Annotated in this window: 22 protein-coding genes; 21 read left to right on the top strand and 1 reads right to left on the bottom strand. The window is 60.8% G+C overall.

The window, feature by feature from the left end:
- Positions 1-38: 38 nt before the first annotated feature.
- The gene (gene icd, locus CKW07_RS01180) at positions 39-1,295 is read right to left on the bottom strand and encodes an NADP-dependent isocitrate dehydrogenase (protein WP_095143212.1); all 1,257 of its coding nucleotides are present in this window, start codon (positions 1,293-1,295) and stop codon (positions 39-41) included.
- Between the two features lie 503 nt (positions 1,296-1,798).
- Here icd and CKW07_RS01175 point away from each other — a divergent pair.
- From CKW07_RS01175 to nuoM, 21 genes are all read left to right on the top strand, one after another.
- Positions 1,799-4,024, top strand: coding sequence for an NADP-dependent isocitrate dehydrogenase (locus CKW07_RS01175; protein WP_095143589.1), 2,226 nt, complete (start codon positions 1,799-1,801; stop codon positions 4,022-4,024).
- Positions 4,025-4,160: 136 nt separating this feature from the next.
- A complete protein-coding gene (locus CKW07_RS01170) occupies positions 4,161-4,607 on the top strand; it encodes an NUDIX hydrolase (protein WP_095143211.1) in 447 nt (148 codons plus the stop codon).
- Positions 4,608-4,666: 59 nt separating this feature from the next.
- Complete coding sequence (gene mnmA, locus CKW07_RS01165; protein WP_095143210.1) at positions 4,667-5,800, top strand: tRNA 2-thiouridine(34) synthase MnmA; 1,134 nt, start codon at positions 4,667-4,669, stop codon at positions 5,798-5,800.
- Positions 5,797-6,420, top strand: coding sequence for a high frequency lysogenization protein HflD (gene hflD / locus CKW07_RS01160; RefSeq protein ID WP_095143209.1), 624 nt, complete (start codon positions 5,797-5,799; stop codon positions 6,418-6,420). The genes mnmA and hflD overlap by 4 nt, the downstream gene beginning before the upstream one ends.
- A 128-nt stretch (positions 6,421-6,548) precedes the next feature.
- Entirely contained in the window at positions 6,549-7,919 is a 1,371-nt protein-coding gene (purB, locus tag CKW07_RS01155; protein WP_095143208.1) for an adenylosuccinate lyase, read from the top strand.
- Positions 7,920-8,003: 84 nt separating this feature from the next.
- Positions 8,004-9,170 (top strand): cupin domain-containing protein, encoded by a 1,167-nt coding sequence (locus tag CKW07_RS01150; RefSeq protein WP_095143207.1) that lies wholly within the window; start codon positions 8,004-8,006, stop codon positions 9,168-9,170.
- The gene (locus CKW07_RS01145) at positions 9,163-9,585 is read left to right on the top strand and encodes a GNAT family N-acetyltransferase (protein ID WP_095079285.1); all 423 of its coding nucleotides are present in this window, start codon (positions 9,163-9,165) and stop codon (positions 9,583-9,585) included. The genes CKW07_RS01150 and CKW07_RS01145 overlap by 8 nt, the downstream gene beginning before the upstream one ends.
- A 244-nt stretch (positions 9,586-9,829) precedes the next feature.
- Positions 9,830-10,567 (top strand): secretin N-terminal domain-containing protein, encoded by a 738-nt coding sequence (locus tag CKW07_RS01140; RefSeq protein WP_095143206.1) that lies wholly within the window; start codon positions 9,830-9,832, stop codon positions 10,565-10,567.
- Positions 10,568-11,067: 500 nt separating this feature from the next.
- The gene (gene aceA, locus CKW07_RS01135) at positions 11,068-12,393 is read left to right on the top strand and encodes an isocitrate lyase (RefSeq protein WP_007970439.1); all 1,326 of its coding nucleotides are present in this window, start codon (positions 11,068-11,070) and stop codon (positions 12,391-12,393) included.
- 649 nt (positions 12,394-13,042) lie between these two features.
- On the top strand, positions 13,043-13,456 hold the full coding sequence (locus tag CKW07_RS01130; protein ID WP_007905050.1) for an NADH-quinone oxidoreductase subunit A: 414 nt from the start codon (positions 13,043-13,045) through the stop codon (positions 13,454-13,456).
- A gap of 10 nt (positions 13,457-13,466) precedes the next feature.
- The gene (locus CKW07_RS01125; RefSeq protein ID WP_095079281.1) at positions 13,467-14,141 is read left to right on the top strand and encodes an NADH-quinone oxidoreductase subunit B family protein; all 675 of its coding nucleotides are present in this window, start codon (positions 13,467-13,469) and stop codon (positions 14,139-14,141) included.
- Positions 14,142-14,213: 72 nt separating this feature from the next.
- Positions 14,214-15,998, top strand: coding sequence for an NADH-quinone oxidoreductase subunit C/D (gene nuoC, locus CKW07_RS01120; protein WP_095143205.1), 1,785 nt, complete (start codon positions 14,214-14,216; stop codon positions 15,996-15,998).
- 2 nt (positions 15,999-16,000) lie between these two features.
- A complete protein-coding gene (gene nuoE / locus CKW07_RS01115) occupies positions 16,001-16,498 on the top strand; it encodes an NADH-quinone oxidoreductase subunit NuoE (protein WP_095143204.1) in 498 nt (165 codons plus the stop codon).
- Complete coding sequence (gene nuoF, locus CKW07_RS01110; RefSeq protein WP_095143203.1) at positions 16,495-17,850, top strand: NADH-quinone oxidoreductase subunit NuoF; 1,356 nt, start codon at positions 16,495-16,497, stop codon at positions 17,848-17,850. Before nuoE ends, nuoF begins: the two co-directional genes overlap by 4 nt.
- Before the next feature lie 136 nt (positions 17,851-17,986).
- Positions 17,987-20,701 (top strand): NADH-quinone oxidoreductase subunit NuoG, encoded by a 2,715-nt coding sequence (gene nuoG, locus CKW07_RS01105; protein WP_095143202.1) that lies wholly within the window; start codon positions 17,987-17,989, stop codon positions 20,699-20,701.
- A complete protein-coding gene (gene nuoH / locus CKW07_RS01100) occupies positions 20,698-21,705 on the top strand; it encodes an NADH-quinone oxidoreductase subunit NuoH (RefSeq protein WP_095079277.1) in 1,008 nt (335 codons plus the stop codon). The genes nuoG and nuoH overlap by 4 nt, the downstream gene beginning before the upstream one ends.
- A gap of 12 nt (positions 21,706-21,717) precedes the next feature.
- Complete coding sequence (gene nuoI / locus CKW07_RS01095; protein WP_218192018.1) at positions 21,718-22,263, top strand: NADH-quinone oxidoreductase subunit NuoI; 546 nt, start codon at positions 21,718-21,720, stop codon at positions 22,261-22,263.
- 9 nt (positions 22,264-22,272) lie between these two features.
- Positions 22,273-22,773, top strand: coding sequence for an NADH-quinone oxidoreductase subunit J (gene nuoJ, locus CKW07_RS01090; RefSeq protein WP_095143200.1), 501 nt, complete (start codon positions 22,273-22,275; stop codon positions 22,771-22,773).
- 3 nt (positions 22,774-22,776) lie between these two features.
- Positions 22,777-23,085, top strand: a complete 309-nt coding sequence (nuoK, locus tag CKW07_RS01085) for an NADH-quinone oxidoreductase subunit NuoK (protein ID WP_003180046.1) — start codon at positions 22,777-22,779, stop codon at positions 23,083-23,085.
- Positions 23,082-24,935, top strand: coding sequence for an NADH-quinone oxidoreductase subunit L (gene nuoL, locus CKW07_RS01080; protein ID WP_095143199.1), 1,854 nt, complete (start codon positions 23,082-23,084; stop codon positions 24,933-24,935). The genes nuoK and nuoL overlap by 4 nt, the downstream gene beginning before the upstream one ends.
- A gap of 40 nt (positions 24,936-24,975) precedes the next feature.
- On the top strand, positions 24,976-26,508 hold the full coding sequence (gene nuoM / locus CKW07_RS01075; RefSeq protein WP_095143198.1) for an NADH-quinone oxidoreductase subunit M: 1,533 nt from the start codon (positions 24,976-24,978) through the stop codon (positions 26,506-26,508).
- Positions 26,509-26,514: the final 6 nt, after the last annotated feature.

The following is a 26,514-nucleotide window of genomic DNA, read 5'->3' as shown; positions in this document are numbered from 1 at the left end:
ACTTGAGCCGGCCGGTTTTTTGTTGGCCGCCGATCCGCTTACATATGCGAGATCAGTGCATCACCAAACGCCGAAGAAGACAGCAAGGTGGCGCCTTCCATCAGACGTTCGAAGTCGTAGGTCACGGTCTTGGCCGAGATAGCGCCGTTGGTGCCCTTGATGATCAGGTCGGCCGCTTCGGTCCAGCCCATGTGGCGCAGCATCATTTCAGCGGACAGGATCAGCGAGCCCGGGTTCACCTGGTCTTTGCCGGCATACTTGGGCGCAGTACCGTGGGTCGCTTCAAACATGGCCACGGTGTCGGACAGGTTGGCACCTGGCGCAATACCGATACCACCGACTTCAGCCGCCAGGGCATCGGACAGGTAGTCGCCGTTCAGGTTCAGGGTGGCAATCACATCGTACTCGGCCGGGCGCAGCAGGATCTGCTGGAGCATGGCGTCGGCGATGGCGTCCTTGACGATGACATTCTTGCCGGTTTTCGGGTTCTTGAACTGCATCCACGGACCGCCGTCGAGCAGGGTGGCGCCGAATTCTTGCGCCGCCACTTCGTAGGCCCATTCCTTGAAGGCACCTTCGGTGAACTTCATGATGTTGCCCTTGTGGACGATGGTCAGCGAATCACGATCATTGTCGACCACATACTGCAGGGCCTTGCGAGCCAGACGCTTGGTACCTTCCAGGGAAACCGGCTTGACGCCGATGCCGCAGTTTTCGTCGAAACGGATCTTGGTGACGCCCATTTCTTCTTTAAGGAACTTGATGACCTTGGTCGCCTCCGGCGAGCCGGCCTTCCACTCGATACCGGCGTAGATGTCTTCCGAGTTCTCGCGGAAGATCGTCATGTCGACGTCGCCCGGCTTCTTGACCGGGCTAGGCACGCCTTCGAACCAGCGCACTGGGCGCAAGCACACATACAGGTCAAGCTGCTGGCGCAGGGCAACGTTGAGGGAGCGAATACCGCCACCGACCGGCGTGGTCAGCGGACCCTTGATGGAAACCACGTAATCCTTGACTGCGTCCAGAGTCTCCTGAGGCAGCCAGGTGTCCTGATCGTAAACCTGAGTCGCTTTTTCCCCGGCATACACTTCCATCCAGGAAATCTTGCGTTCGCCGCCGTAAGCCTTCTTAACAGCAGCATCGACAACCTTGATCATGACCGGGCTGATATCAACGCCAATACCATCCCCTTCAATGAACGGGATGATCGGGTTGTTAGGAACATTGAGAGAATGGTCTGCGTTGACGGTGATTTTGTCGCCGACTGCTGGAACCTGAATCTTCTTGTATCCCATGCTGAACTCCGTTGTGTGGATTGAACATCTGGCTGCGTCCGAGCGTACCCCAGTTGAATCTGGACGGGAACCTCATGTTCCACTCCCAGGTAGCGAAACCGGTGCAGTTCGCGGCCTACAAGCCTGAAAGCAAAGGGAAAAGCGCCAAATTCAAGCACATTGGCTGCCTCTACTCCCCGATGCGGGTGCGACCTTTAGACCAATGGACGAGAGGAGTTGCGTATGAACCATCGGCGCTTTGCCAGCTACCTATGTATAATGCCGCCGCTGACCACAGAGTCACGACGGCCGACCGCTCTGCGACAGGAAATGTAGCCGAGACCCGAGGCCCGAAAAGCCGGACTGTTACCGCAGTCCACCCGCTTGACGCTCGACTGATGCACCCAACATCACCGCGAAGAAACCTCGACATTCGGCTCATGGATGACTTTGAACGAACGCGCTTACCCGGCGCCCCTCGAGTTTCTGCGCACGCTCTAGCAAAGAAGAGAGTTAATCCGAATATGCCCACCCGCTCGAAGATCATCTACACCTTCACCGACGAAGCTCCCGCCCTCGCCACCTATTCCCTGCTCCCGATCGTTGAAGCCTTCACCGCTTCGGCCGATATCGCTGTCGAAACCCGCGATATCTCGCTGGCAGGTCGTATTCTGGCCAGCTTCCCCGAGCAACTGGGCGACAAAGCCGTAGCCGACCACCTCGCCGAACTGGGCGCCCTGGCCGTTACGCCTGAAGCCAACATCATCAAGTTGCCGAACATCAGCGCTTCGGTTCCACAGCTGCAAGCCGCGATCAAAGAGCTGCAAGCCCAGGGCTACGCCCTGCCGGACTACCCGGAAACCGTTACCAGCGATGCCGACAAGGACGCCAAGGCGCGTTACGACAAGATCAAGGGCAGCGCGGTCAACCCGGTTCTGCGCGAAGGCAACTCCGACCGCCGCGCTCCGCTGTCGGTCAAGAACTACGCACGCAAGCACCCGCACAAAATGGGCGCCTGGGCCAAGGACTCCAAGTCCCACATCGCTCACATGAGCACCGGCGATTTCTACGGCAGCGAAAAGGCCGCCCTGATCGACGCCGCTGACGCCGTCAAAATCGAACTGATCGCCCAGGACGGCACCTCCACCGTCCTGAAGGCAAAAACCACCGTACAAGCCGGTGAGATCCTCGATTGCGCGGTCATGAGCAAAAACGCGCTGCGCAGCTTCATTGCTGCCGAGATCGAAGACGCCAAGGCCAAGGGTGTGCTGCTGTCGGTCCACCTCAAAGCCACCATGATGAAGGTCTCCGACCCGATCATGTTCGGCCAGATCGTTGCCGAGTTCTATAAAGACGCACTGGCCAAGCACGCTGACGTGCTGGCTCAAATCGGCTTCAACCTGAACAACGGCATCGGCGACCTGTACGCTCGCATCAAGGCCTTGCCGGCCGAGCAACAAGCTGCGATCGAAGCCGACATCCAGGCGGTCTACGCCGTTCGTCCGTCGCTGGCCATGGTCAACTCCGACAAAGGCATCACCAACCTGCACGTGCCGAGCGACGTCATCGTCGACGCCTCGATGCCGGCCATGATCCGTGACTCCGGCAAAATGTGGGGCACCGACGGCCAGCTGCACGACACCAAGGCCGTGATCCCGGATCGCTGCTATGCCACCATCTACCAGGCGGTGATCGAAGACTGCAAGCAACACGGCGCCTTCGATCCGACCACCATGGGCAGCGTGCCAAACGTTGGCCTGATGGCGAAAAAAGCCGAAGAGTACGGCTCCCACGACAAGACCTTCCAGATCAAGGCCGACGGCGTGGTTCGCGTTTCCGACAGCGCCGGTCGCACCCTGCTGGAGCAATCGGTTGAAGCCGGCGACATCTTCCGCATGTGCCAGACCAAAGACGCACCGATCCAGGACTGGGTCAAGCTGGCCGTCAACCGTGCTCGCGCAAGTGCAACTCCGGCAATCTTCTGGCTGGACCCGATGCGCGCCCACGACGGCGTGGTGATCGAGAAAGTTCAGGCCTACCTGAAGGATCACGACACCGCCGGCCTGGACATCCGCATCATGTCGCCTGTCGACGCGATGAAGTTCACCCTGGACCGTACCCGCGAAGGCCTCGACACCATCTCGGTGACCGGCAACGTGCTGCGCGACTACCTGACAGACCTGTTCCCGATCATGGAACTGGGCACTAGCGCCAAGATGCTGTCGATCGTACCGCTGATGAATGGCGGTGGCCTGTTCGAAACCGGCGCTGGCGGTTCGGCGCCGAAGCACGTTCAACAGCTGCTGGAAGAAAACTTCCTGCGCTGGGATTCGCTGGGCGAGTTCCTGGCCCTGGCCGCATCCCTCGAGCACCTGGGTGTTACCTACAACAACCCCAAGGCGCTGGTTCTGGCCAAGACCCTGGACCAGGCCACCGGCCAGTTCCTGGATAACAACAAGTCGCCATCGCGCAAAGTCGGCAACATCGACAACCGCGGCAGCCACTTCTACCTGGCGCTGTACTGGGCTCAGTCCCTGGCCGCCCAGACCGAAGACGCTGCGCTGCAGGCCCAGTTCACCCAACTGGCCAAGACCCTGACCGAGAACGAGGCGACCATCGTTGCCGAGCTCAACGCCGTGCAGGGCAAGCCAGTGGACATCGGCGGCTACTACCACGCCAGCGCCGAGCTGATCAGCAAGGCCATGCGCCCGAGCAACACCTTCAACGCGGCGATTGCTGCGCTGGTGTAAGGTTGTAAGGATGCAAAGGAACCCCGGCCCAGCGCCGGGGTTTCTGCTTCTGGCCGCGACAAAAATTCAACCCTAGAAACCGAAGCCCGCTTGTATGCTGGGACGGCGTTCCAATACTAAACATCGAGTGCATCTTATGGATTGGCTCCCCCACATCACCGTCGCCACCATCGTCGAGGACAACGGTCGCTTCCTGATGGTCGAAGAACTCAAGGCTGGGCGCACGGTGCTCAACCAGCCCGCCGGCCACCTGGATCCAGACGAAACCCTGATCGAAGCCGCCGTGCGCGAAACCCTCGAGGAAACCGGCTGGGACGTCGAACCCACCGGCGTTATCGGCATTTACCTCTACACCGCCCCCAGTAACGGCGTAACCTATCAACGGGTCTGCTTCAGCGCCAAACAGCTGCAACACCATCCGGACTATCAACTGGACGACGGCATCGTCGGCGCCAAGTGGCTGACCCGCGACGAGCTCATGAATCAGCGCGACCACTGGCGCAGCGAGCTGATCATCCGCTGTATCGACGATTATCTGGACGGTAAGCACTTCGACCTCGAACTGATCCGCCCTTCTCTTTAGCCTTGTGGGCCCGGGCCTGCTAGAATCGCGTCCTTTTTCAAGACACTCATTAAACTCCTATGCGTGATCCAGCCCCTTCTGACACTCAAAAGAAGCGCGTCATTGTCGGCATGTCCGGCGGCGTGGACTCTTCCGTTTCTGCCTTACTGCTGATCGAGCAGGGTTACCAGGTGGAAGGCCTGTTCATGAAGAACTGGGAAGAGGACGACGGTACGGAGTACTGCACCGCCATGGATGACCTGGCAGACGCCCAGGCCGTATGCGACAGGATTGGCATCAAGCTGCACACCGCCAACTTCGCTGCCGAGTACTGGGACAACGTGTTCGAGCACTTCCTGGCCGAATACAAGGCCGGTCGCACGCCGAACCCGGACATCCTGTGCAACCGTGAAATCAAGTTCAAGGCGTTCCTCGACTACGCCATGATGCTCGGTGCCGACCTGATCGCCACCGGCCACTATGTGCGCCGCCGCGACATCGATGGCCGCACCGAACTGCTCAAGGGCCTGGACCCGAACAAGGACCAGAGCTACTTCCTGCACGCCGTGGGCGGTGAACAGATCGCCAAGACCCTGTTCCCGGTTGGCGAACTGGAAAAACCCGAAGTGCGCGCAATCGCCGAGAAACACGACCTGGCCACCGCCAAGAAGAAAGACTCCACCGGCATCTGCTTTATCGGTGAGCGACGCTTCAGCGACTTCCTCAAGCAATACCTGCCGGCCCAGCCAGGCGAAATCAAGACCACCGAAGGTGAAGTGATCGGCCGCCACCATGGCCTGATGTACCACACCATCGGCCAGCGCCAGGGCCTGGGCATCGGCGGCCTGAAAGACGCCAGCGACGAGCCGTGGTACGTGTTGATCAAGGACCTGGAGCACAACGAGCTGATCGTAGGCCAGGGCAACGACCACCCGTGGTTGTTCTCCCGCGCCCTGCTCGCCTCCGAGATCTACTGGGTCAACCCGGTCGACCTGAGCGAGCCACGCCGCCTGACGGCGAAAGTACGCTACCGCCAGGGCGACCAGCCCTGCACCCTGGAAAAAACCGCCAGCGGCTACCGCGCCATCTTCGACGACCCGCAACGCGCGGTCACCCCGGGCCAGTCGGTCGTCTTCTACGACGGTGAAATCTGCCTCGGTGGCGGCGTCATTGAAGTCGCCGAACCCTGGCACAGCAAGGATTCGCGCCCATGAGCCCGACCCAGGAGCAACTGACGGCACTGGGCGGCGTGTTTCTGGCCGCCGTGCTAGTGGACAAGATCGCCAAGACCGGCCAGGTCAGCGAAGCGGGCCTGACCTGCATGCTCGGCAGCCTGCTGATCCGCGACCCCAAGGACACCCTGGAAGTCTACGGTGGCGACGACCTCAATTTGCGCGAAGGCTATCGCGCACTGATCGGCGCCCTCGAGCGCGACCCCAACACCCTGCAACGCGAACCGCTGCGCTACGCCCTGTCGATGCTGGGCCTTGAGCGACAACTGGCCAAGCGCGAGGACATGCTCGAAGTCATCGGCAAGCGTCTGCCCCAGATCCAGTCCCAGGTGGAACATTTCGGCCCGGCTCACGAAAACGTGATCGCCGCCTGTGGCGCGCTGTATCAGGACACGTTGAGCACCCTGCGCCAACGCATCCAGGTACACGGTGACATGCGCAACCTGCAGCAACCGAGCAACGCCTCGAAGATCCGTGCCCTGCTGTTGGCCGGCATCCGCTCGGCGCGCCTGTGGCGGCAACTGGGCGGCCATCGCTGGCAGCTGGTGATCAGCCGGCGCAAACTGCTCAAAGAGCTGTATCCGCTGATGCGCAGCAGCTGAACCGCACCTGAAACATCGCTTTTGTAGTCTGTAACGCGTAATACGCTGGTCAGTTGGCAACGGACCGGCGGATTTTTTCATGTATGATACGCGCCCCATTTCGTTGCCCGACTGTCCGAGAACACCCCATGCAGCTCTCTTCGCTCACTGCGGTTTCCCCTGTTGACGGCCGCTACGCCGGCAAAACCCAGGCCCTGCGCCCAATTTTCAGCGAGTACGGCCTGATCCGCGCTCGCGTACTGGTTGAAGTGCGCTGGCTCCAGCGCCTGGCCGCTCACCCCGCCATCAGCGAAGTGCCGGCGTTTTCTGCCGAAGCCAACGCTGCGCTGAACACCCTGGCGGAAAACTTCTCCCTGGAACACGCCGAGCGTGTCAAAGAGATCGAGCGCACCACCAACCACGACGTCAAAGCCATCGAGTACCTGCTCAAGGAACAAGCGGCCAAGCTGCCGGAACTGGCCAAGGTCAGTGAGTTCATCCACTTTGCCTGCACCAGCGAGGACATCAACAACCTGTCCCACGCCCTGATGCTGCGCGAAGGCCGTGATGAAGTGATGCTGCCGCTGATGCGCCAGACTGCCGAGGCTATCCGCGAACTGGCGATCCGTTTCGCCGACGTGCCGATGCTGTCGCGCACCCACGGCCAGCCGGCTTCGCCGACTACCCTGGGCAAGGAACTGGCCAACGTGGTTTACCGCCTGGAGCGCCAGATCGCTCAGGTCGCCGCCGTTCCGCTACTGGGCAAGATCAACGGCGCCGTGGGCAACTACAACGCCCACCTGTCGGCCTACCCGCAGATCGACTGGGAAGCCAACGCCCGCACCTTCATCGAAGACGAGCTGGGCCTGGGCTTCAACCCGTACACCACGCAGATCGAGCCGCACGACTACATCGCCGAGCTGTTCGACGCCATCGCGCGCTTCAACACCATCCTGATCGACTTCGACCGCGACATCTGGGGCTACATTTCCCTGGGCTACTTCAAGCAGCGCACCATCGCCGGCGAAATCGGTTCCTCGACCATGCCGCACAAGGTCAACCCGATCGACTTCGAAAACTCCGAAGGCAACCTGGGGATCGCCAACGCCCTGTTCCAGCACCTGGCGAGCAAACTGCCAATCTCCCGCTGGCAGCGCGACCTGACCGACTCCACCGTACTGCGCAACCTCGGCGTGGGCTTCGCCCATAGCGTGATCGCGTACGAAGCCAGCCTCAAAGGCATCAGCAAGCTGGAGCTCAACGCCCAGAAGATCGCCGCTGACCTGGACGCTTGCTGGGAAGTACTGGCCGAGCCGATCCAGACCGTGATGCGCCGCTACAACATCGAAAACCCGTACGAAAAGCTGAAAGAACTGACCCGTGGCAAGGGCATCAGCCCTGAAGCGCTGCAGACTTTCATCGATGCACTGGACATGCCTGCCGAGGCTAAGGCCGAGCTGAAACTGCTCACCCCGGCCAACTACATCGGCAACGCCGTGGCACAAGCCAAACGCATCTGACTGTCGCTTGACCTCTTGAGACGCCCGGCAGCGCCGGGCGTTTTTATTCCCGTATGAAAAGTGCTTTTTTTCAATAGGTTACACATGAATCCTGACATTCCTCTTCAACTTCTGGGCGGCATCACGGCACGGGAATTCCTGCGCGACTACTGGCAGAAAAAACCCCTGCTGATCCGCCAGGCGATCCCTGACTTCGAAAGCCCGATCGACGCCGACGAACTGGCCGGCCTGGCGCTGGAAGAAGAAGTCGAATCGCGCCTGGTCATCGAACACGGCGAGCGCCCGTGGGAATTGCGCCGCGGCCCGTTCGCCGAAGACGAATTCAGCAAGCTGCCAGAGCGCGAGTGGACCCTGCTGGTACAGGCAGTGGATCAGTTCGTGCCGGAAGTCAGCGAGTTGCTGGAGCACTTCCGCTTCCTGCCGAGCTGGCGCATCGATGACGTGATGATCAGCTTCGCCGCGCCAGGTGGCAGCGTCGGCCCGCACTTCGACAACTACGACGTGTTCCTGCTGCAAGGCCATGGCAAGCGCAACTGGAAAATCGGCCAGATGTGCGATTCCGAGAGCCCGCTGCTGCAACACGCCGACCTGCGCATCCTCGCCGAATTCGAAGAAACCGCGGAATGGGTACTGGAACCGGGTGACATGCTGTACCTGCCACCGCGCCTGGCTCACTGCGGCGTGGCGGTCGACGACTGCATGACCTACTCGGTCGGCTTCCGCGCCCCGAGCGCAGCCGAAGTGCTGACCCACTTCACCGACTTCCTCAGCCAGTTCCTGCCTGACGAAGAGCGCTACACCGACGCCGACGCACAGCCAGCCGTCGACCCGCACCAGATCCAGCACGACGCCCTCGACCGCCTGAAAAGCCTGCTGGCCGAGCACATGAGCGACGAACGCCTGCTGCTGACCTGGTTCGGCCAGTTCATGACCGAGCCGCGCTACCCCGAACTGGTGGTTGGCCCGGAACTGGAAGAAGACGACCTGCTGAGCAGCCTGGAACAAGGCGCCGTGCTGATCCGCAACCCGAGCGCGCGCCTGGCGTGGTCGGAAGTGGACGACGACCTGCTGCTGTTCGCCAGCGGCCAGAGCCGTTACTTGCCGGGCAAACTGCGTGAACTGCTGAAAATGATCTGCGCCGCCGATGCCCTGCATATCGACAACCTCGGCCAGTGGCTGAGCGACGAAGACGGCCGCAGCCTGCTGTGTGAACTGGTCAAGCAAGGAAGCCTGGGGTTTGCCGATGAATAAGATTCACGTAAGTGTCGCAGACTGGCAAAAGGATAACGCCGAGATCCGGCGCATTCGTGAAGCGGTGTTCATCGCCGAGCAATCGGTTCCGCCTGAACTGGAGTGGGATGCCGACGACGCAAGCGCCGTGCATTTCCTCGCCCTTGAAGGTGACTTCCCCATTGGTACCGCCCGCCTGCTGCCCGATGGCCACATCGGCCGGGTATCGGTACTCAAGGACTGGCGCGGCCTGAAAGTCGGCGACGCCTTGATGCAAGCGGTGATCGGTGAAGCCGAGAAACGCGGGCTCAAGCAGCAGATGCTCAGCGCCCAGGTGCAGGCCACGGCGTTCTATGAGCGCCTGGGCTTTCGCATCGTCAGCGAGGAATTCCTGGAAGCAGGGATTCCCCACGTAGACATGGTGCGCGGTGCCTGATCCACACCTGTAGGAGCGAGCCCGCTCGCGATGGACGTGAACGATGACGCGTACTGCCTGGCAAAACGCATCGCCTTCAAATCCATCGCGAGCACGCTCGCTCCTACACTGATCTCAGGCACACACTCAAAAACGCCCCGCCATCTTCGGATGCCGGGGCGTTTTGCTGTCTACGATTCAACTTGCCCCACCGCAGGCCGACAAACTGGCACTATCAAGCTACTTGAACGCGGAGATAACGGACATGTCCCTACGCACCCTGCTCACCACGCTGCTGCTGACCTGCAGCTTTTCGGCCATGGCCGCGACCGAGGTGGTGCCGCTCAACCATCGCACCAGCGCAGACCTGCTGCCGGTTGCGCAGAACTTCATCGGCAAGGACGGCACCGTCAGCGCCTACGGCAATCAACTGATCGTCAACGCCGAACCCGGCAAGATCGACGGGCTCAAGGCCCTGCTAGCGCAACTGGACACCGCCCCCAAGCGCCTGCTGATTACCGTCGACAGCAGCGAAAACAACCAGCAAGACAGCGGCGACCCGCAAACCCAGATCATCAGCTACAGCACCGCCAGCCGCGAGGGCGGCATCCAGCAGATTCAGGCCAGCGAAGGCGTTCCCGCGCTGATCCAGACCGGCCAGAGCGTGCCGCTCACCAGCACCCGGACCGACACCGACGGCCGCCTGCTCAGCCAGACCGAATACCGCAACGTCACCCAGGGTTTCTACGTCACCGCCAGTGTCACCGGCGAAACCGTACACCTGGCCATCAGCACCAACCGTGACCACATGAGCCAGGAACGCCCCGATGTAGTGAACGTGCAAAGTACCGACACCAGCGTCAGCGGCCGCCTGGGCGAATGGATCACCCTGGCCGGCATCAACCGCCAGAATCAGGCCGGCAAACAAGGCATGACCCGCCACTACGGGACTCAAGGCCGGGATGACATGACCTTGCGGGTGAAAGTCGACACCTTGGACTGAGACACCGGAAACTGACTGATTAGTCGTATTAGACCAAAGATGTAGTGCCTGAAAAAAAGCACTACAAAACGTTTGACGAGGCAAAAAAGCGAAGGCATGATGGCCTCGCTCCCGCTAATCAGGGGCCCTGGCAAGGGCCTTCGGATCGCCGCTCTCACCTTACCGACCTGAGCCGATTCGTGTCTGTACCGCCCACAAGGTGTGTTTGACGAGGTTGCGACTGGAACGAAGTTGTCCCGAGGGACGGAAGCGTAATAGGTAGCCCGGCACCACACTGATGAACGTATGAAGGCCCACGACGCCCAAATGCGCCCGACAGCTCGCCCTTACCTGCTCAGCCTCCTCCTCGAGCACCGTTCATCCCGTCGCCTCCTGCGCCAAACCGACTTGAGTCCTCAAGCCTCTGGTCAGCGAGCAGCCATCTACGCCCCACTTTGAATGTGCGTACGTGGCGGAACAGGAATTTTCCACCCAAGACCTATGCGACGAGGTTTATCTCCATGGCACTGACACGCGAACAGCAAATTGCAGCCCTTGAAAAAGACTGGGCTGAAAACCCGCGCTGGAAAGGCGTGACACGCACTTACTCCGCTGCTGACGTCGTCCGTCTGCGTGGCTCGGTTCAACCTGAGCACACCTTTGCAAAAATGGGCGCTGAAAAGCTGTGGAACCTGGTCACCCAGGGTGCCAAGCCAGCCTTCCGTCCTGAGAAAGATTTCGTCAACTGCATGGGCGCCCTGACTGGCGGCCAGGCCGTACAACAGGTCAAGGCCGGTATCCAGGCCATCTACCTGTCGGGCTGGCAGGTTGCTGCAGACAACAACTCTGCAGAATCGATGTACCCGGACCAGTCCCTGTACCCGGTTGACTCGGTTCCGACCGTGGTCAAGCGCATCAACAACTCGTTCCGTCGCGCCGACCAGATCCAGTGGAAAGCCGGCAAGAACCCGGGCGACGCGGGCTACATCGACTACTTCGCGCCAATCGTTGCCGACGCCGAAGCCGGTTTCGGCGGCGTTCTGAACGCCTACGAGCTGATGAAGAGCATGATCGAGGCAGGCGCCGCCGGCGTTCACTTCGAAGACCAGCTCGCATCCGTGAAGAAATGCGGCCACATGGGCGGCAAGGTACTGGTTCCAACCCAGGAAGCCGTACAGAAGCTGACCGCTGCCCGTCTGGCGGCTGACGTTGCCGGCACGCCGACCATCATCCTGGCACGTACCGACGCTAACGCGGCTGACCTGCTGACTTCCGACTGCGACCCGTACGACCAGCCGTTCGTGACTGGCGAGCGCACCCAGGAAGGTTTCTACAAAGTACGCGCTGGCCTGGACCAGGCGATCGCTCGCGGCCTGGCCTACGCACCGTATGCCGACCTGATCTGGTGCGAAACCGCCAAGCCGGACCTGGACGAGGCTCGTCGCTTCGCTGAAGCGATCAAGAAGGAATACCCGGACCAACTGCTGTCGTACAACTGCTCGCCTTCCTTCAACTGGAAGAAAAACCTGGACGACGCGACCATCGCCAAGTTCCAGCGCGAACTGTCCGCCATGGGCTACAAGCACCAGTTCATCACCCTGGCCGGCATTCACAACATGTGGCACAGCATGTTCAACCTGGCGCACGACTACGCCCGCAACGACATGACCGCCTACGTGAAGCTGCAGGAGCAGGAATTCGCTGACGCGGCCAAGGGTTACACCTTCGTGGCTCACCAGCAGGAAGTGGGCACCGGCTACTTCGACGACATGACCACCGTGATCCAGGGTGGCTCGTCCTCGGTTACCGCACTGACCGGTTCGACCGAAGAAGAACAGTTCCACTGATCGGCTTCTGAGTAAACGGCCGTTGCGGACCGAGTAGAAAGCTAACCGCAGCGCTGCACATCTGACGCCCCGACTGGTTCGGGGCGTTTTTTTTGCGCGTGATTTCTCAGTAACACAGCCCCCCTGTAGGAGCGAGCGTGCTCGAAGGACTCCAACGATAACGCGCCCTGTCTGAACGACCGCGTTTTCCGGACGTTTTTTCGCGAGCACGCTCGCTCCTACAGGGGACGGTGGCGCATGCAGTAAATCATTGATCCAGAGCGCCATCGCCACCCGAAAAATCAGCTAAAACACACGCCGTCGCTACTTACAGTTACGCGCATGTAAGACAACTTCCCGGCTCTTACCTCGTTTAACAGTTTAAAAACCGACACAAACAATATTGATTATCATTTAGCCGTGACGATGTTCGTTACATTCCCTACAAAACAATATTGATGAAAACCCGGCTAATGCCCGCAACGCAAGGGCTGCGGGGGTTTTGAGCAGTGCTATGTCCTTATTCTTATAAATAATTTCGCCACAGAAAATTTACTTGCCCGGTGTTTAGCCATAAAATCAGCGGGATTGATTGCGCTGCGACATATCGTCACTGCTTTATTTCTATATCAAGCTCAGAGACCTTTGCTCTCTGTTAAGGATTACCAGCATGCCCGAAGCGACAGGACTCATGGCCCACAACTGGGGCTTTGCCATTTTCCTTCTGGGTGTCGGCGGCCTTTGTGCCTTCATGCTCGGCGTCTCCAGCCTCCTCGGGTCAAAAGCCTGGGGCCGCAGCAAAAACGAACCGTTCGAGTCCGGCATGCTACCTACAGGTGGCGCCCGCTTGCGGCTCTCAGCCAAATTCTATCTGGTCGCGATGCTGTTCGTGATCTTCGATATCGAAGCCCTCTTTCTCTTTGCATGGTCTGTGTCCGTCCGCGAAAGCGGCTGGACCGGATTCGTCGAAGCTCTCGTTTTCATAGCAATTCTGTTGGCAGGCCTTGTCTACCTATTCCGAGTGGGCGCCCTTGACTGGGCTCCGGAAGCTCGTCGTAAGCGGCAAGCGAAGCTGAAACAATGAGGCTTTGGCAATGCAATACAATCTCACCAGGATCGACCCGGATGCTCCTAACGAGCAGTACCCGATCGGCGAACGGGAAACCGTTTCCGATCCGTTAGAAGATCAAGTCCACAAAAACATCTTCATGGGCAAGCTCGAAGACGTGCTGAACGGTACGATCAACTGGGGGCGTAAGAACTCCCTGTGGCCGTACAACTTCGGTCTTTCGTGCTGCTACGTGGAAATGACCACCGCCTTCACGGCGCCCCACGACATCGCACGCTTCGGCGCCGAGGTTATCCGGGCATCGCCGCGTCAGGCGGATTTCATGGTTATCGCCGGTACCTGCTTCATCAAGATGGCGCCGATCATTCAGCGTCTCTACGAGCAAATGCTCGAGCCTAAATGGGTCATCTCCATGGGTTCGTGCGCCAACTCCGGTGGCATGTACGACATCTACTCCGTCGTTCAAGGGGTGGACAAGTTCCTGCCCGTGGACGTCTACGTGCCTGGCTGCCCGCCCCGCCCTGAAGCTTTTCTGCAAGGCTTGATGCTCTTGCAGGAGTCGATTGGCCAGGAGCGTCGCCCACTTTCCTGGGTCGTTGGTGATCAAGGCGTGTATCGCGCCGAGATGCCTTCGCAAAAGGATGCGCGCCGCGAACAGCGTATTCAGGTCACCAACCTGCGCAGCCCCGACGAAGTCTGATCCAGATCTGTTCTTACCAAGAAACGAGAAGCTGGCTTCATTCTTTACGTTGACCGAAAGCGATAAATAACCATGACTACAGGCAGTGCTCTGTACATCCCGCCTTACAAGGCAGACGACCAGGATGTGGTCGTCGAACTGAACAACCGTTTTGGCCCAGAGGCGTTCACCGCCCAGCCTACCCGCACCGGCATGCCGGTGCTTTGGGTTGCCCGTGCCAAACTCGTCGAAGTCCTGACCTTCCTGCGCAGCCTGCCCAAGCCGTACGTCATGCTCTATGACCTGCATGGCGTGGACGAGCGCCTGCGCACCAAGCGTCAAGGGCTGCCGAACGGCGTCGACTTCACCGTGTTCTACCACTTGATGTCGATCGAACGTAATAGTGACGTCATGATCAAGGTCGCCTTGTCCGAGAGCGACCTCAGCGTGCCGACCGTCACCGGTATCTGGCCGAACGCCAACTGGTACGAGCGTGAAGTGTGGGACATGTACGGCATCGACTTTGCCGGCCACCCGCACCTGAGCCGCATCATGATGCCGCCGACCTGGGAAGGTCACCCGCTGCGCAAGGACTTCCCGGCCCGCGCCACCGAGTTCGACCCGTTCAGCCTGACCCTGGCCAAGCAACAGCTCGAGGAAGAAGCCGCGCGCTTCAAGCCTGAAGACTGGGGCATGAAGCGTTCCGGCGCGAACGAGGACTACATGTTCCTCAACCTGGGTCCGAACCACCCTTCGGCCCACGGTGCGTTCCGTATCATCCTGCAACTGGACGGCGAAGAAATCGTCGACTGCGTACCGGACATCGGCTACCACCACCGTGGTGCCGAGAAGATGGCCGAGCGTCAGTCCTGGCACAGCTTCATCCCGTACACCGACCGTATCGACTACCTCGGCGGCGTGATGAACAACCTGCCGTACGTGCTCTCGGTCGAGAAGCTGGCGGGGATCAAGGTGCCCGAGAAGGTCGACGTCATCCGCATCATGATGGCCGAGTTCTTCCGGATCACCAGCCACCTGCTGTTCCTGGGTACCTATATCCAGGACGTCGGCGCCATGACCCCGGTGTTCTTCACCTTCACCGACCGCCAGAAGGCGTACACGGTGATCGAAGCCATTACCGGCTTCCGCCTGCACCCGGCCTGGTACCGCATCGGTGGCGTCGCCCACGACCTGCCGCGCGGCTGGGAAAAACTGGTCAAGGATTTCGTCGAGTGGATGCCAAAGCGTCTGGACGAATACCAGAAAGCCGCCCTGGACAACAGTATCCTGCGTGGCCGCACCATCGGCGTCGCGGCCTACAACACCAAGGAAGCCCTGGAATGGGGCGTCACCGGTTCCGGCCTGCGGTCGACCGGTTGCGACTTCGACCTGCGTAAGGCTCGCCCGTACTCCGGTTACGAGAACTTCGAGTTCGAAGTGCCGCTGGCCGCCAATGGCGATGCCTACGACCGCTGCATCGTGCGCGTCGAAGAAATGCGCCAGAGCCTCAAGATCATCGAACAATGCATGCGCAACATGCCGGAAGGCCCGTACAAGGCGGATCACCCGCTGACCACGCCGCCGCCCAAAGAGCGCACGCTGCAGCACATCGAGACCCTGATCACGCACTTCCTGCAAGTTTCGTGGGGCCCGGTCATGCCGGCCAACGAATCCTTCCAGATGATCGAAGCAACCAAGGGCATCAACAGTTATTACCTGACGAGCGATGGCGGCACCATGAGCTACCGCACCCGGATTCGCACCCCAAGCTTCCCGCACCTGCAGCAGATCCCTTCGGTGATCCAAGGCAGCATGGTCGCGGACTTGATCGCGTACCTGGGTAGTATCGATTTCGTTATGGCCGACGTGGACCGCTAAGCATGAACAGCACGCTTATCCAGACAGACCGTTTCGCCCTGAGCGAAACCGAGCGCTCGGCCATCGAGCACGAGTTGCATCACTACGAAGACCCGCGCGCGGCGTCGATCGAAGCCCTGAAGATCGTCCAGAAGGAACGTGGCTGGGTGCCGGACGGCGCCCTGTACGCCATTGGCGAGATCCTCGGCATCCCGGCCAGCGACGTTGAAGGCGTGGCGACGTTCTACAGCCAGATTTTCCGCCAGCCGGTTGGCCGCCACATCATTCGCGTCTGCGACAGCATGGTCTGCTACATCGGTGACCACGAGTCCGTGGTCAGCGAAATCCAGAGCAAGCTGGGCATCGGCCTGGGCCAGACCACCGCCGACGGCCGCTTCACCCTGCTGCCGGTCTGCTGCCTGGGCAACTGCGACAAGGCCCCGGCACTGATGATCGACGACGACACCTTCGGTGACGTACAGCCAGCTGGCGTTGCCAAGCTGTTGGAGGGCTACGTATGACCCTGACTTCCTTCGGCCCGGCCAACCGCATCAAGCGCTCGCCAGAGACCCATCCCCTGACCTGGCGCCTGCGTGACGACGGCGAGGCGGTGTGGCTCGACGAGTACCAGGCCAAGAACGGTTACGCGGCAGCACGCAAGGCCTTCGCCGACATGGCCCAGGACGACATCGTCCAGACCGTGAAAGACGCCGGCTTGAAAGGTCGCGGCGGTGCTGGCTTTCCCACGGGCGTCAAGTGGGGCCTGATGCCCAAAGACGAATCCATCAACATCCGCTACCTGCTGTGCAACGCGGACGAGATGGAGCCCAACACCTGGAAAGACCGCATGCTGATGGAGCAACTGCCCCATCTGCTGATCGAAGGCATGCTGATCAGTGCTCGCGCGCTGAAAACCTACCGTGGCTATATCTTCCTGCGTGGCGAATACACCACCGCCGCCAAGCACCTCAACCGTGCCGTGGAAGAAGCCAAGGCAGCGGGCCTGCTGGGTAAAAACATCCTGGGCTCGGGTTTTGATTTCGAGCTGTTCGTCCACACCGGCGCCGGGCGTTACATCTGCGGTGAAGAAACCGCACTGATCAACTCCCTCGAAGGCCGCCGCGCCAACCCGCGCTCCAAGCCGCCCTTCCCTGCCGCCGTGGGCGTGTGGGGCAAGCCGACGTGCGTGAACAACGTCGAGACCCTGTGCAACGTGCCGGCGATCATCGGCGACGGCGTGGACTGGTACAAATCGTTGGCCCGCGAAGGCAGTGACGACATGGGCACCAAGCTCATGGGCTTCTCCGGCAAGGTCAAGAACCCGGGCCTGTGGGAACTGCCATTCGGCGTCACCGGCCGTGAGCTGTTCGAAGACTACGCTGGCGGTATGCGCGACGGCTTCAAGCTCAAGTGCTGGCAGCCAGGCGGCGCCGGTACCGGCTTCCTGTTGCCGGAACACCTGGACGCACAAATGTACGCCGGCGGCATCGCCAAAGTAGGCACCCGCATGGGTACCGGCCTGGCCATGGCGGTGGACGACAGCGTCAACATGGTGTCCCTGCTGCGCAACATGGAGCAGTTCTTCGCACGCGAATCCTGTGGTTTCTGCACCCCGTGCCGCGATGGTTTGCCATGGAGCGTCAAGCTCCTGATGGCCATCGAGAACGGCGAAGGTCAGCCCGGCGACATCGAGACCCTGCTGGGTCTGGTCGGCTTCCTCGGCCCAGGCAAGACCTTCTGTGCTCACGCACCGGGTGCCGTGGAGCCATTGGGCAGCGCAATCAAATACTTCCGCCCAGAGTTCGAAGCCGGCATCGCGCCTACCAGCGCTGCCGTCCCGCCTCTGGCAAGGCCGATCGTAGTCGGCGCGTAACGCTTAAAAAGGCGAAGGGTCCGTGCCCTTCGCTTTCTCGTGTGATGACGCCGCAAGCGGCTGTTTTGATTCACGCGAATAACAAGATTCCATTAGCCACGCCCGCTGACACCGGGCCAACGAAGAACTTTGAACCATGGCCACTATCCACGTAGACGGCAAAGAGCTCGAAGTCGATGGGGCAGACAACCTGTTACAGGCATGTCTGTCGCTAGGCCTCGATATTCCTTATTTCTGCTGGCACCCCGCCCTCGGCAGCGTTGGCGCTTGCCGCCAGTGCGCAGTCAAGCAGTACACCGACGAGAACGACAAGCGTGGTCGTATCGTCATGTCCTGCATGACGCCTGCCACCGATGGCAGCTGGATCTCCATCGACGACGAAGAAGCAAAAGTGTTTCGCGCCAGCGTCGTTGAATGGCTGATGACCAACCACCCTCACGACTGCCCGGTCTGTGAAGAAGGCGGTCACTGCCACCTGCAAGACATGACGGTAATGACCGGCCACAACGAGCGCCGTTACCGCTTCACCAAGCGTACTCACCAGAACCAGCAACTGGGCCCGTTCATTTCCCACGAGATGAACCGCTGCATCGCCTGCTATCGCTGCGTACGCTTCTATAAGGACTACGCCGGCGGCACCGACCTCGGCGTATTCGGCGCACACGACAACGTGTACTTCGGGCGCGTTGAAGACGGCACCCTGGAAAGCGAGTTCTCCGGCAACCTCACCGAGGTCTGCCCGACCGGCGTGTTCACCGACAAGACTCACTCCGAGCGCTACAACCGCAAGTGGGACATGCAGTTCTCGCCGAGCATCTGCCATGGCTGCTCCAGCGGTTGCAACATTTCCCCGGGCGAGCGTTACGGCGAACTGCGTCGCATCGAAAACCGTTTCAACGGTTCGGTGAACCAGTACTTCCTGTGCGACCGTGGCCGTTTCGGCTATGGCTACGTCAACCGCGAAGACCGCCCGCGTCAGCCATTGCTGGCGGGCGGTGCCAAGCTGAGCCTGGACGAAGCGCTGGATAAAGCCGCTGACCTGCTGCGCGGTCGCAACATCGTCGGTATCGGTTCTCCACGCGCCAGCCTCGAAAGCAACCACGCGCTGCGCGAACTGGTCGGCGCCGAGCACTTCTACTCCGGTATCGAAGCGGCCGAACTGGAACGCATTCGCCTGGTCATGCAGGTGTTGAAAGACAGCCCGCTGCCGATCCCGAACATGCGCGACATCGAAGACCACGACGCCGTGTTCGTCCTCGGTGAAGACCTGACCCAGACCGCTGCACGTATGGCCCTGGCCCTGCGTCAATCGGTCAAAGGCAAGGCCGAAGACATGGCCGACGCCATGCGCGTTCAGCCTTGGCTCGACGCCGCCGTGAAGAACATCGGCCAACACGCGCTGAACCCGCTGTTTATCGCCAGCCTGGCTGAAACCAAGCTCGATGACGTTGCCGAAGAATGCGTTCACGCCGCTCCCGACGACCTGGCTCGCATCGGTTTCGCCGTGGCTCACGCCCTTGATGCCAGTGCTCCAGCCGTTGAAGGCCTGGACGCTGAAGCCCTCGAGCTGGCCAAGCGCATTGCCGACGCTCTGCTGGCGGCCAAGCGCCCATTGATCATCGCCGGTACCTCCCTGGGTTCCAAAGCGCTGATCGAGGCTGCTGCTAACATTGCCAAGGCCCTGAAGCTGCGCGAGAAGAACGGTTCCATCAGCCTGATCGTGCCAGAGGCCAACAGCCTCGGCCTGGCCATGCTCGGTGGTGAATCGGTCGACGCTGCGCTGCAAGCGGTGATCGATGGCAAGGCCGACGCCATCGTCGTGCTGGAAAACGATCTGTACACCCGTACCGACAAGGCCAAGGTCGATGCTGCCCTGACCGCCGCCAAAGTGCTGATCGTCGCCGACCATCAGAAGACCGCCACCAGCGATCGCGCGCACCTGGTGCTGCCAGCCGCCAGCTTCGCTGAAGGCGACGGTACCCTGGTCAGCCAGGAAGGTCGCGCCCAGCGCTTCTTCCAGGTCTTCGATCCGAAGTACATGGACGCGAGCATCCTGGTTCACGAAGGCTGGCGCTGGCTGCATGCCCTGCGCGCCACCTTGCTGAACCAGCCGATTGACTGGACCCAACTGGACCACGTCACCGCCGCCGTCGCTTCCAGCACCTCGATTCTGAACCGCATTGTCGATGCCGCACCGTCCGCCGCGTTCCGCATCAAGGGCCTGAAACTGGCCCGCGAACCGCTGCGCTACTCCGGTCGTACCGCCATGCGTGCAGACATCAGCGTGCACGAGCCGCGTACCCCGCAGGACAAAGACACCGCGTTCGCCTTCTCCATGGAAGGTTACTCGGGCTCCGTCGAACCGCGCCAACAGGTGCCGTTCGCCTGGTCGCCGGGCTGGAACTCGCCACAAGCCTGGAACAAGTTCCAGGACGAAGTCGGTGGTCACATCCGCGCTGGCGACCCGGGCACTCGCCTGATCGAAAGCACCGGTGATTCGCTGAACTGGTTCGCCAACGTTCCGCGTGCGTTCAACCCGGCCCAGGGCACCTGGCAGGTCGTGCCGTTCTTCCACCTGTTCGGCAGCGAAGAGAACTCTTCCAAAGCCGCACCGGTCCAGGAGCGCATCCCGGCCGCCTACGTCGCACTGGCCAAGTCCGAAGCTGACCGCCTGGGCGTCAACGACGGTGCCATGCTGAGCCTGAACGTGGCCGGCCAGACCCTGCGTCTGCCACTGCGCATCAACGAAGAGCTGGGCGCTGGTCTGGTGGCATTGCCTGCGGGCATCGCCGGCATTCCGCCCGCGATCTTTGGCAAATCCGTTGACGGTCTGCAGGAGGCAGCTCAATGACCTGGTTCACGCCTGAAGTGATTGACGTGATCATCGCGGTGCTCAAGGCCATCGTGATTCTGCTCGCCGTGGTGGTCTGCGGTGCGCTGCTGAGCTGGGTCGAGCGTCGTCTGCTCGCCCTCTGGCAGGACCGTTACGGTCCGAACCGGGTAGGCCCGTTCGGCGCGTTCCAGATCGCCGCCGACATGATCAAGATGTTCTTCAAGGAAGACTGGACTCCGCCGTTCGCCGACAAAGTGATCTTCACGTTGGCGCCGGTCGTGGCCATGAGCGCCTTGCTGATGGCCTTCGCGATCATCCCGATCACCCCGACCTGGGGTGTGGCGGATATCAACATCGGCATCCTGTTCTTCTTCGCCATGGCCGGTCTATCGGTCTACGCGGTGCTGTTCGCCGGCTGGTCGAGTAACAACAAGTTCGCCCTGCTGGGCAGCTTGCGGGCCTCGGCACAAACCGTGTCGTACGAAGTGTTCATGGGCCTGTCGCTGATGGGCATCGTGATCCAGGTTGGCTCGTTCAACATGCGCGACATCGTCGAATACCAGGCGCAGAACCTGTGGTTCGTCATTCCGCAGATCTTCGGTTTCCTGACCTTCTTCATTGCCGGCGTCGCCGTGACTCACCGTCACCCGTTCGACCAGCCGGAAGCGGAGCAGGAACTGGCCGACGGTTACCACATTGAATATGCCGGCATGAAATGGGGCATGTTCTTTGTCGGCGAGTACATCGGCATCGTGTTGATTTCGGCGCTGCTGGTGACGTTGTTCTTCGGTGGCTGGCACGGTCCGTTCGGCATTCTGCCGCAGATCCCGTTCATCTGGTTCGCTCTGAAAACCGCGTTTTTCATCATGTTCTTCATCCTGCTGCGCGCCTCGATTCCGCGCCCACGGTATGACCAAGTGATGGATTTCAGCTGGAAGTTCTGCCTGCCGCTGACCCTCATCAACATGCTGGTGACCGCTGCGATCGTGTTGCTCAACACGCCCGCCGTCGCGGCTCAGTGAGGATAGAGAATCATGAAGTATATTTTTGACATCGTGCATGGCTTCTTCACCCAGCTTCGCAGCCTGGTGATGATCTTCGGCCATGCCTTCCGCAAGCGCGACACGCTGCAGTACCCGGAAGAAGCCGTGTACCTGCCGCCGCGCTTTCGTGGCCGTATCGTCCTGACCCGCGACCCCGACGGTGAAGAGCGTTGTGTAGCCTGCAACCTGTGCGCCGTGGCGTGCCCGGTAGGCTGCATCTCGCTGCAGAAAGCTGAAACCGAAGACGGTCGCTGGTACCCGGAGTTCTTCCGTATCAACTTCTCGCGCTGCATCTTTTGCGGCCTCTGCGAGGAAGCCTGCCCGACCACCGCGATCCAGCTGACACCGGATTTCGAAATGGCCGAGTTCAAACGTCAGGACCTGGTTTACGAGAAAGAAGATCTGCTGATCTCCGGCCCCGGCAAAAACCCTGATTACAACTTCTATCGTGTTGCAGGTATGGCCATTGCCGGTAAGCCGAAAGGCGCCGCGCAGAATGAAGCCGAACCGATCAACGTGAAGAGCTTGCTGCCTTAAGGAAGAAAGATGGAATTCGCTTTCTATTTCGCATCGGGTATCGCGGTGGTGTCCACGCTTCGCGTGATCACCAACACCAACCCTGTGCACGCCCTGCTCTACCTGATCATTTCGCTGATTGCCGTGGCGATGACCTTTTTCAGCCTCGGTGCACCATTTGCCGGTGTCCTGGAAGTGATCGCCTACGCCGGCGCCATCATGGTGCTGTTCGTGTTCGTGGTGATGATGCTGAACCTGGGGCCTGCCTCGGCCCAGCAAGAGCGCGTCTGGCTCAAGCCCGGTATCTGGCTTGGCCCGGTCGTGCTCGCGGCACTGCTGCTGGCTGAACTGCTGTATGTGCTGTTCAGCCACTCCAGCGGCACCGCCATCGGTCTTACCACCGTAGACGCCAAGGCCGTGGGCATCAGCCTGTTCGGTCCTTACCTGCTGGTGGTCGAACTCGCCTCGATGCTGCTGCTCGCCGCAGCCGTCACGGCGTTCCATTTGGGCCGCACTGAGGCGAAGGAGTAACTCATGCCTGCTATCCCTCTCGAGCATGGTCTTGCCGTTGCCGGCATCCTGTTCTGCCTCGGCCTGGTCGGGCTGATGGTCCGCCGCAACATTCTTTTCGTGTTGATGAGCCTGGAAGTGATGATGAACGCCTCTGCACTGGCGTTCATCGTTGCCGGTGCACGTTGGGCTCAACCGGATGGACAGATCATGTTCATCCTGGTGATCAGCCTGGCAGCCGCCGAGGCCAGTATTGGCCTGGCGATCCTGCTGCAACTGTATCGCCGCTTCCACACGCTCGATATCGACGCTGCCAGTGAGATGCGCGGATGAACCTACTCTTCCTGACTTTCGTATTCCCTCTGATCGGGTTCGTGCTGCTGTCGTTCTCGCGCGGTCGCCTCTCGGAAAACCTCGCGGCGCTGATCGGCGTCGGCTCCATCGGTCTCTCGGCAATCGTCGCGACCTATGTGATCTGGCAGTTCAACGTTGCACCGCCTGAAGGCGGCCACTACACCCAGGTGTTGTGGCAGTGGATGGCGGTAGGCGAGTTCAAGCCAAACTTCGCCCTGTACCTGGATGGCCTGTCGGTCACCATGCTGGGTGTGGTTGTCGGCGTGGGCTTCCTGATCCACCTGTTCGCGTCCTGGTACATGCGCGGTGAAGACGGCTACTCGCGTTTCTTCGCCTACACCAACCTGTTTATCGCCAGCATGCTGTTCCTGGTCCTGGGCGATAACCTGTTGTTCCTGTACTTCGGCTGGGAAGGCGTGGGCCTGTGCTCGTACCTGTTGATCGGTTTCTACTACAGCAACCGCAACAACGGTAACGCCGCACTCAAGGCCTTCATCGTCACCCGTATCGGCGACGTGTTCATGGCCATCGGCCTGTTCATCCTGTTTGCCCAACTGGGCACGCTGAACATCCAGGAACTGCTGGTGCTGGCACCACAGAAATTCCAGGCAGGCGACTTCTGGATGGTCCTGGCGACCCTGATGTTGCTGGGCGGCGCTGTCGGTAAATCCGCGCAACTGCCACTGCAAACCTGGTTGGCGGATGCGATGGCCGGCCCTACCCCGGTTTCGGCACTGATCCACGCCGCAACCATGGTGACCGCCGGTGTCTACCTGATCGCCCGTACCCACGGCCTGTTCGCCCTGGCGCCGGACATCCTGCAACTGGTGGGCCTGGTTGGCGGTGTGACCCTGGTGCTGGCCGGTTTCGCAGCCCTGGTACAAACCGACATCAAGCGTATCCTCGCCTACTCGACCATGAGCCAGATCGGCTACATGTTCCTGGCCCTGGGCGTTGGTGCCTGGGATGGCGCGATCTTCCACCTGATGACCCACGCCTTCTTCAAGGCCCTGCTGTTCCTTGCGTCCGGTTCGGTGATCGTTGCCTGCCACCACGAGCAGAACATCTTCAAGATGGGCGGCCTGTGGAAGAAACTGCCACTGGCCTACGCCAGCTTCATCGTTGGCGGCGCGGCCCTGGCGGCCCTGCCACTGGTGACCGCCGGTTTCTACTCCAAGGACGAAATCCTCTGGGAAGCCTTCGCCAGCGGTAACCACGGTCTGCTGTACGCCGGCCTGGTGGGTGCCTTCATGACGTCGCTGTACACCTTCCGCCTGATCTTCATCGCGTTCCACGGTGAAGCGAAGACCGAAGCCCATGCCGGCCACGGCGTTGCCCACTGGCTGCCACTGTCGGTACTGATCGTACTGTCGACCGCCATTGGCGCGATGATCGTGCCGCCACTGCACGGCGTACTGCCACAAAGCGTCGGCCACGCTGGCGGCGATGCCAAGCACAGCCTGGAAATCGCCTCGGGTGCCATCGCCCTGTCCGGTATCCTGCTGGCTGCCCTGCTGTTCCTGGGCAAGCGCCGCTTCGTGACCGCCATTGCCAACAGCGGCATCGGTCGTCTGCTCAGCGCCTGGTGGTTCGCCGCCTGGGGCTTCGACTGGATCTACGACAAACTGTTCGTCAAACCGTACCTGGCAATCGTCCACTTGTTGCGCAACGACCCGTGCGACCAAACCATCGGTTTGATCCCGCGTCTGGCCAAAGGGGGACACAACTCCCTCAGCCGTACCGAAACAGGTCAATTGCGTTGGTATGCCGCCTCGATGGCTGCTGGTGCCGTGCTGGTTATCGGCGCTGTCGTGCTGGTAGCGGTCTGACTATGAACCTTGCGAACTTGCGAAAGGAAACGAGCCCGTCATGATTCTGCCTTGGCTAATCCTGATTCCCTTCATCGGCGGCCTGCTGTGCTGGATGGGTGAGCGCTTCGGCGCCACCCTCCCCCGCTGGATTGCGCTGATCACCATGTCCCTGCTGCTCTCCCTCGGCCTCTGGCTGTGGGCCAACGGTGACTATTCATTTGCCCCGGCGCCTGGCGCCGATCCGACCTGGGCGCTTGAGTTCAAGCACGTCTGGATCGAGCGCTTCGGCATCAACGTGCACCTGGCCCTCGACGGCCTGTCGCTGCTGATGATCCTGCTCACCGGCTTGCTGGGTGTGCTCTCGGTACTGTGTTCGTGGAAAGAGATCCAGCGTCACGTTGGCTTCTTCCACCTGAACCTGATGTGGATCCTGGGCGGTGTCGTCGGCGTGTTCCTGGCCCTCGACCTGTTCATGTTCTTCTTCTTCTGGGAAATGATGCTGGTGCCGATGTATTTCCTCATCGCGCTCTGGGGTCACAGTTCCTCGGACGGCAAGAAGACCCGGATCTACGCGGCCACCAAGTTCTTCATCTTCACTCAGGCTTCCGGCCTGATCATGCTGGTGGCGATCCTGGGCCTGGTACTGGTCAACTACAACAGCACGGGCGTGATCACGTTCAACTACGCCGACCTGTTGAAAACCAAGATGTCGATGACCACCGAGTACATCCTGATGCTCGGTTTCTTCATCGCCTTCGCGGTCAAGCTGCCGGTGGTGCCGTTCCACTCCTGGCTGCCGGATGCCCACGCACAGGCGCCGACCGCCGGTTCCGTCGACCTGGCCGGTATTCTGCTCAAGACCGCTGCCTATGGCCTGCTGCGCTTCGCCCTGCCGCTGTTCCCGAATGCATCGGCCGAGTTCGCGCCGGTGGCCATGGCCCTGGGCCTGGTCGGGATCTTCTACGGTGCGTTCCTCGCGTTTGCCCAGACCGACATCAAGCGCCTGATCGCGTTCTCCAGCGTTTCCCACATGGGCTTCGTGCTGATCGGCATCTACTCCGGCAGCCAGCAAGCCCTGCAGGGCGCGGTGATCCAGATGCTGGCCCACGGCCTGTCGGCAGCGGCACTCTTTATCCTCAGCGGCCAGCTCTACGAGCGCACCCACACCCGCGACATGCGTGAAATGGGTGGCCTGTGGTCGAAGATCGCGTACCTGCCCGCCATCAGCCTGTTCTTCGCAGCCGCCTCCCTGGGTCTGCCGGGCACCGGTAACTTCGTCGGTGAATTCCTGATCCTGATCGGCACCTTCGCCAGCGCACCATGGATCACCGCGATTGCCACCTCGGGCCTGGTGTTCGGTTCGGTCTACTCGCTGATCATGATTCACCGTGCCTACTTCGGCCCGTCCAAGTCGGACGCGGTGCTGCACGGCATGGATGCTCGCGAACTGATCATGGTGCTCGGCCTTGCGGGCCTGCTGATTTACCTCGGCGTCTACCCGCAACCGTTCCTCGATACCTCTGCTGCCACCATGAGTGGCGTGCAGCAATGGCTCGGCACCGCCTTCACTCAACTCGCTTCGGCCCGGTAAGAGCGC

Origin of the sequence: Pseudomonas sp. Irchel s3b6, from assembly GCF_900187415.1 — a bacterium.
Classification (GTDB): domain Bacteria; phylum Pseudomonadota; class Gammaproteobacteria; order Pseudomonadales; family Pseudomonadaceae; genus Aquipseudomonas.
Note: the sequence above shows the minus strand (reverse complement) of the source record. Positions and strands in the feature narration are given on the sequence as shown.

Excerpts from the sequence above, each read along its gene's own strand:
- icd (WP_095143212.1), bottom strand. The coding sequence starts at position 1,295 with ATGGGATACAAGAAGATTCAGGTTCCAGCAGTCGGCGACAAAATCACC.
- CKW07_RS01175 (WP_095143589.1), top strand. The coding sequence starts at position 1,799 with ATGCCCACCCGCTCGAAGATCATCTACACCTTCACCGACGAAGCTCCC.
- CKW07_RS01170 (WP_095143211.1), top strand. The coding sequence starts at position 4,161 with ATGGATTGGCTCCCCCACATCACCGTCGCCACCATCGTCGAGGACAAC.
- mnmA (WP_095143210.1), top strand. The coding sequence starts at position 4,667 with ATGCGTGATCCAGCCCCTTCTGACACTCAAAAGAAGCGCGTCATTGTC.
- hflD (WP_095143209.1), top strand. The coding sequence starts at position 5,797 with ATGAGCCCGACCCAGGAGCAACTGACGGCACTGGGCGGCGTGTTTCTG.
- purB (WP_095143208.1), top strand. The coding sequence starts at position 6,549 with ATGCAGCTCTCTTCGCTCACTGCGGTTTCCCCTGTTGACGGCCGCTAC.
- CKW07_RS01150 (WP_095143207.1), top strand. The coding sequence starts at position 8,004 with ATGAATCCTGACATTCCTCTTCAACTTCTGGGCGGCATCACGGCACGG.
- CKW07_RS01145 (WP_095079285.1), top strand. The coding sequence starts at position 9,163 with ATGAATAAGATTCACGTAAGTGTCGCAGACTGGCAAAAGGATAACGCC.
- CKW07_RS01140 (WP_095143206.1), top strand. The coding sequence starts at position 9,830 with ATGTCCCTACGCACCCTGCTCACCACGCTGCTGCTGACCTGCAGCTTT.
- aceA (WP_007970439.1), top strand. The coding sequence starts at position 11,068 with ATGGCACTGACACGCGAACAGCAAATTGCAGCCCTTGAAAAAGACTGG.
- CKW07_RS01130 (WP_007905050.1), top strand. The coding sequence starts at position 13,043 with ATGCCCGAAGCGACAGGACTCATGGCCCACAACTGGGGCTTTGCCATT.
- CKW07_RS01125 (WP_095079281.1), top strand. The coding sequence starts at position 13,467 with ATGCAATACAATCTCACCAGGATCGACCCGGATGCTCCTAACGAGCAG.
- nuoC (WP_095143205.1), top strand. The coding sequence starts at position 14,214 with ATGACTACAGGCAGTGCTCTGTACATCCCGCCTTACAAGGCAGACGAC.
- nuoE (WP_095143204.1), top strand. The coding sequence starts at position 16,001 with ATGAACAGCACGCTTATCCAGACAGACCGTTTCGCCCTGAGCGAAACC.
- nuoF (WP_095143203.1), top strand. The coding sequence starts at position 16,495 with ATGACCCTGACTTCCTTCGGCCCGGCCAACCGCATCAAGCGCTCGCCA.
- nuoG (WP_095143202.1), top strand. The coding sequence starts at position 17,987 with ATGGCCACTATCCACGTAGACGGCAAAGAGCTCGAAGTCGATGGGGCA.
- nuoH (WP_095079277.1), top strand. The coding sequence starts at position 20,698 with ATGACCTGGTTCACGCCTGAAGTGATTGACGTGATCATCGCGGTGCTC.
- nuoI (WP_218192018.1), top strand. The coding sequence starts at position 21,718 with ATGAAGTATATTTTTGACATCGTGCATGGCTTCTTCACCCAGCTTCGC.
- nuoJ (WP_095143200.1), top strand. The coding sequence starts at position 22,273 with ATGGAATTCGCTTTCTATTTCGCATCGGGTATCGCGGTGGTGTCCACG.
- nuoK (WP_003180046.1), top strand. The coding sequence starts at position 22,777 with ATGCCTGCTATCCCTCTCGAGCATGGTCTTGCCGTTGCCGGCATCCTG.
- nuoL (WP_095143199.1), top strand. The coding sequence starts at position 23,082 with ATGAACCTACTCTTCCTGACTTTCGTATTCCCTCTGATCGGGTTCGTG.
- nuoM (WP_095143198.1), top strand. The coding sequence starts at position 24,976 with ATGATTCTGCCTTGGCTAATCCTGATTCCCTTCATCGGCGGCCTGCTG.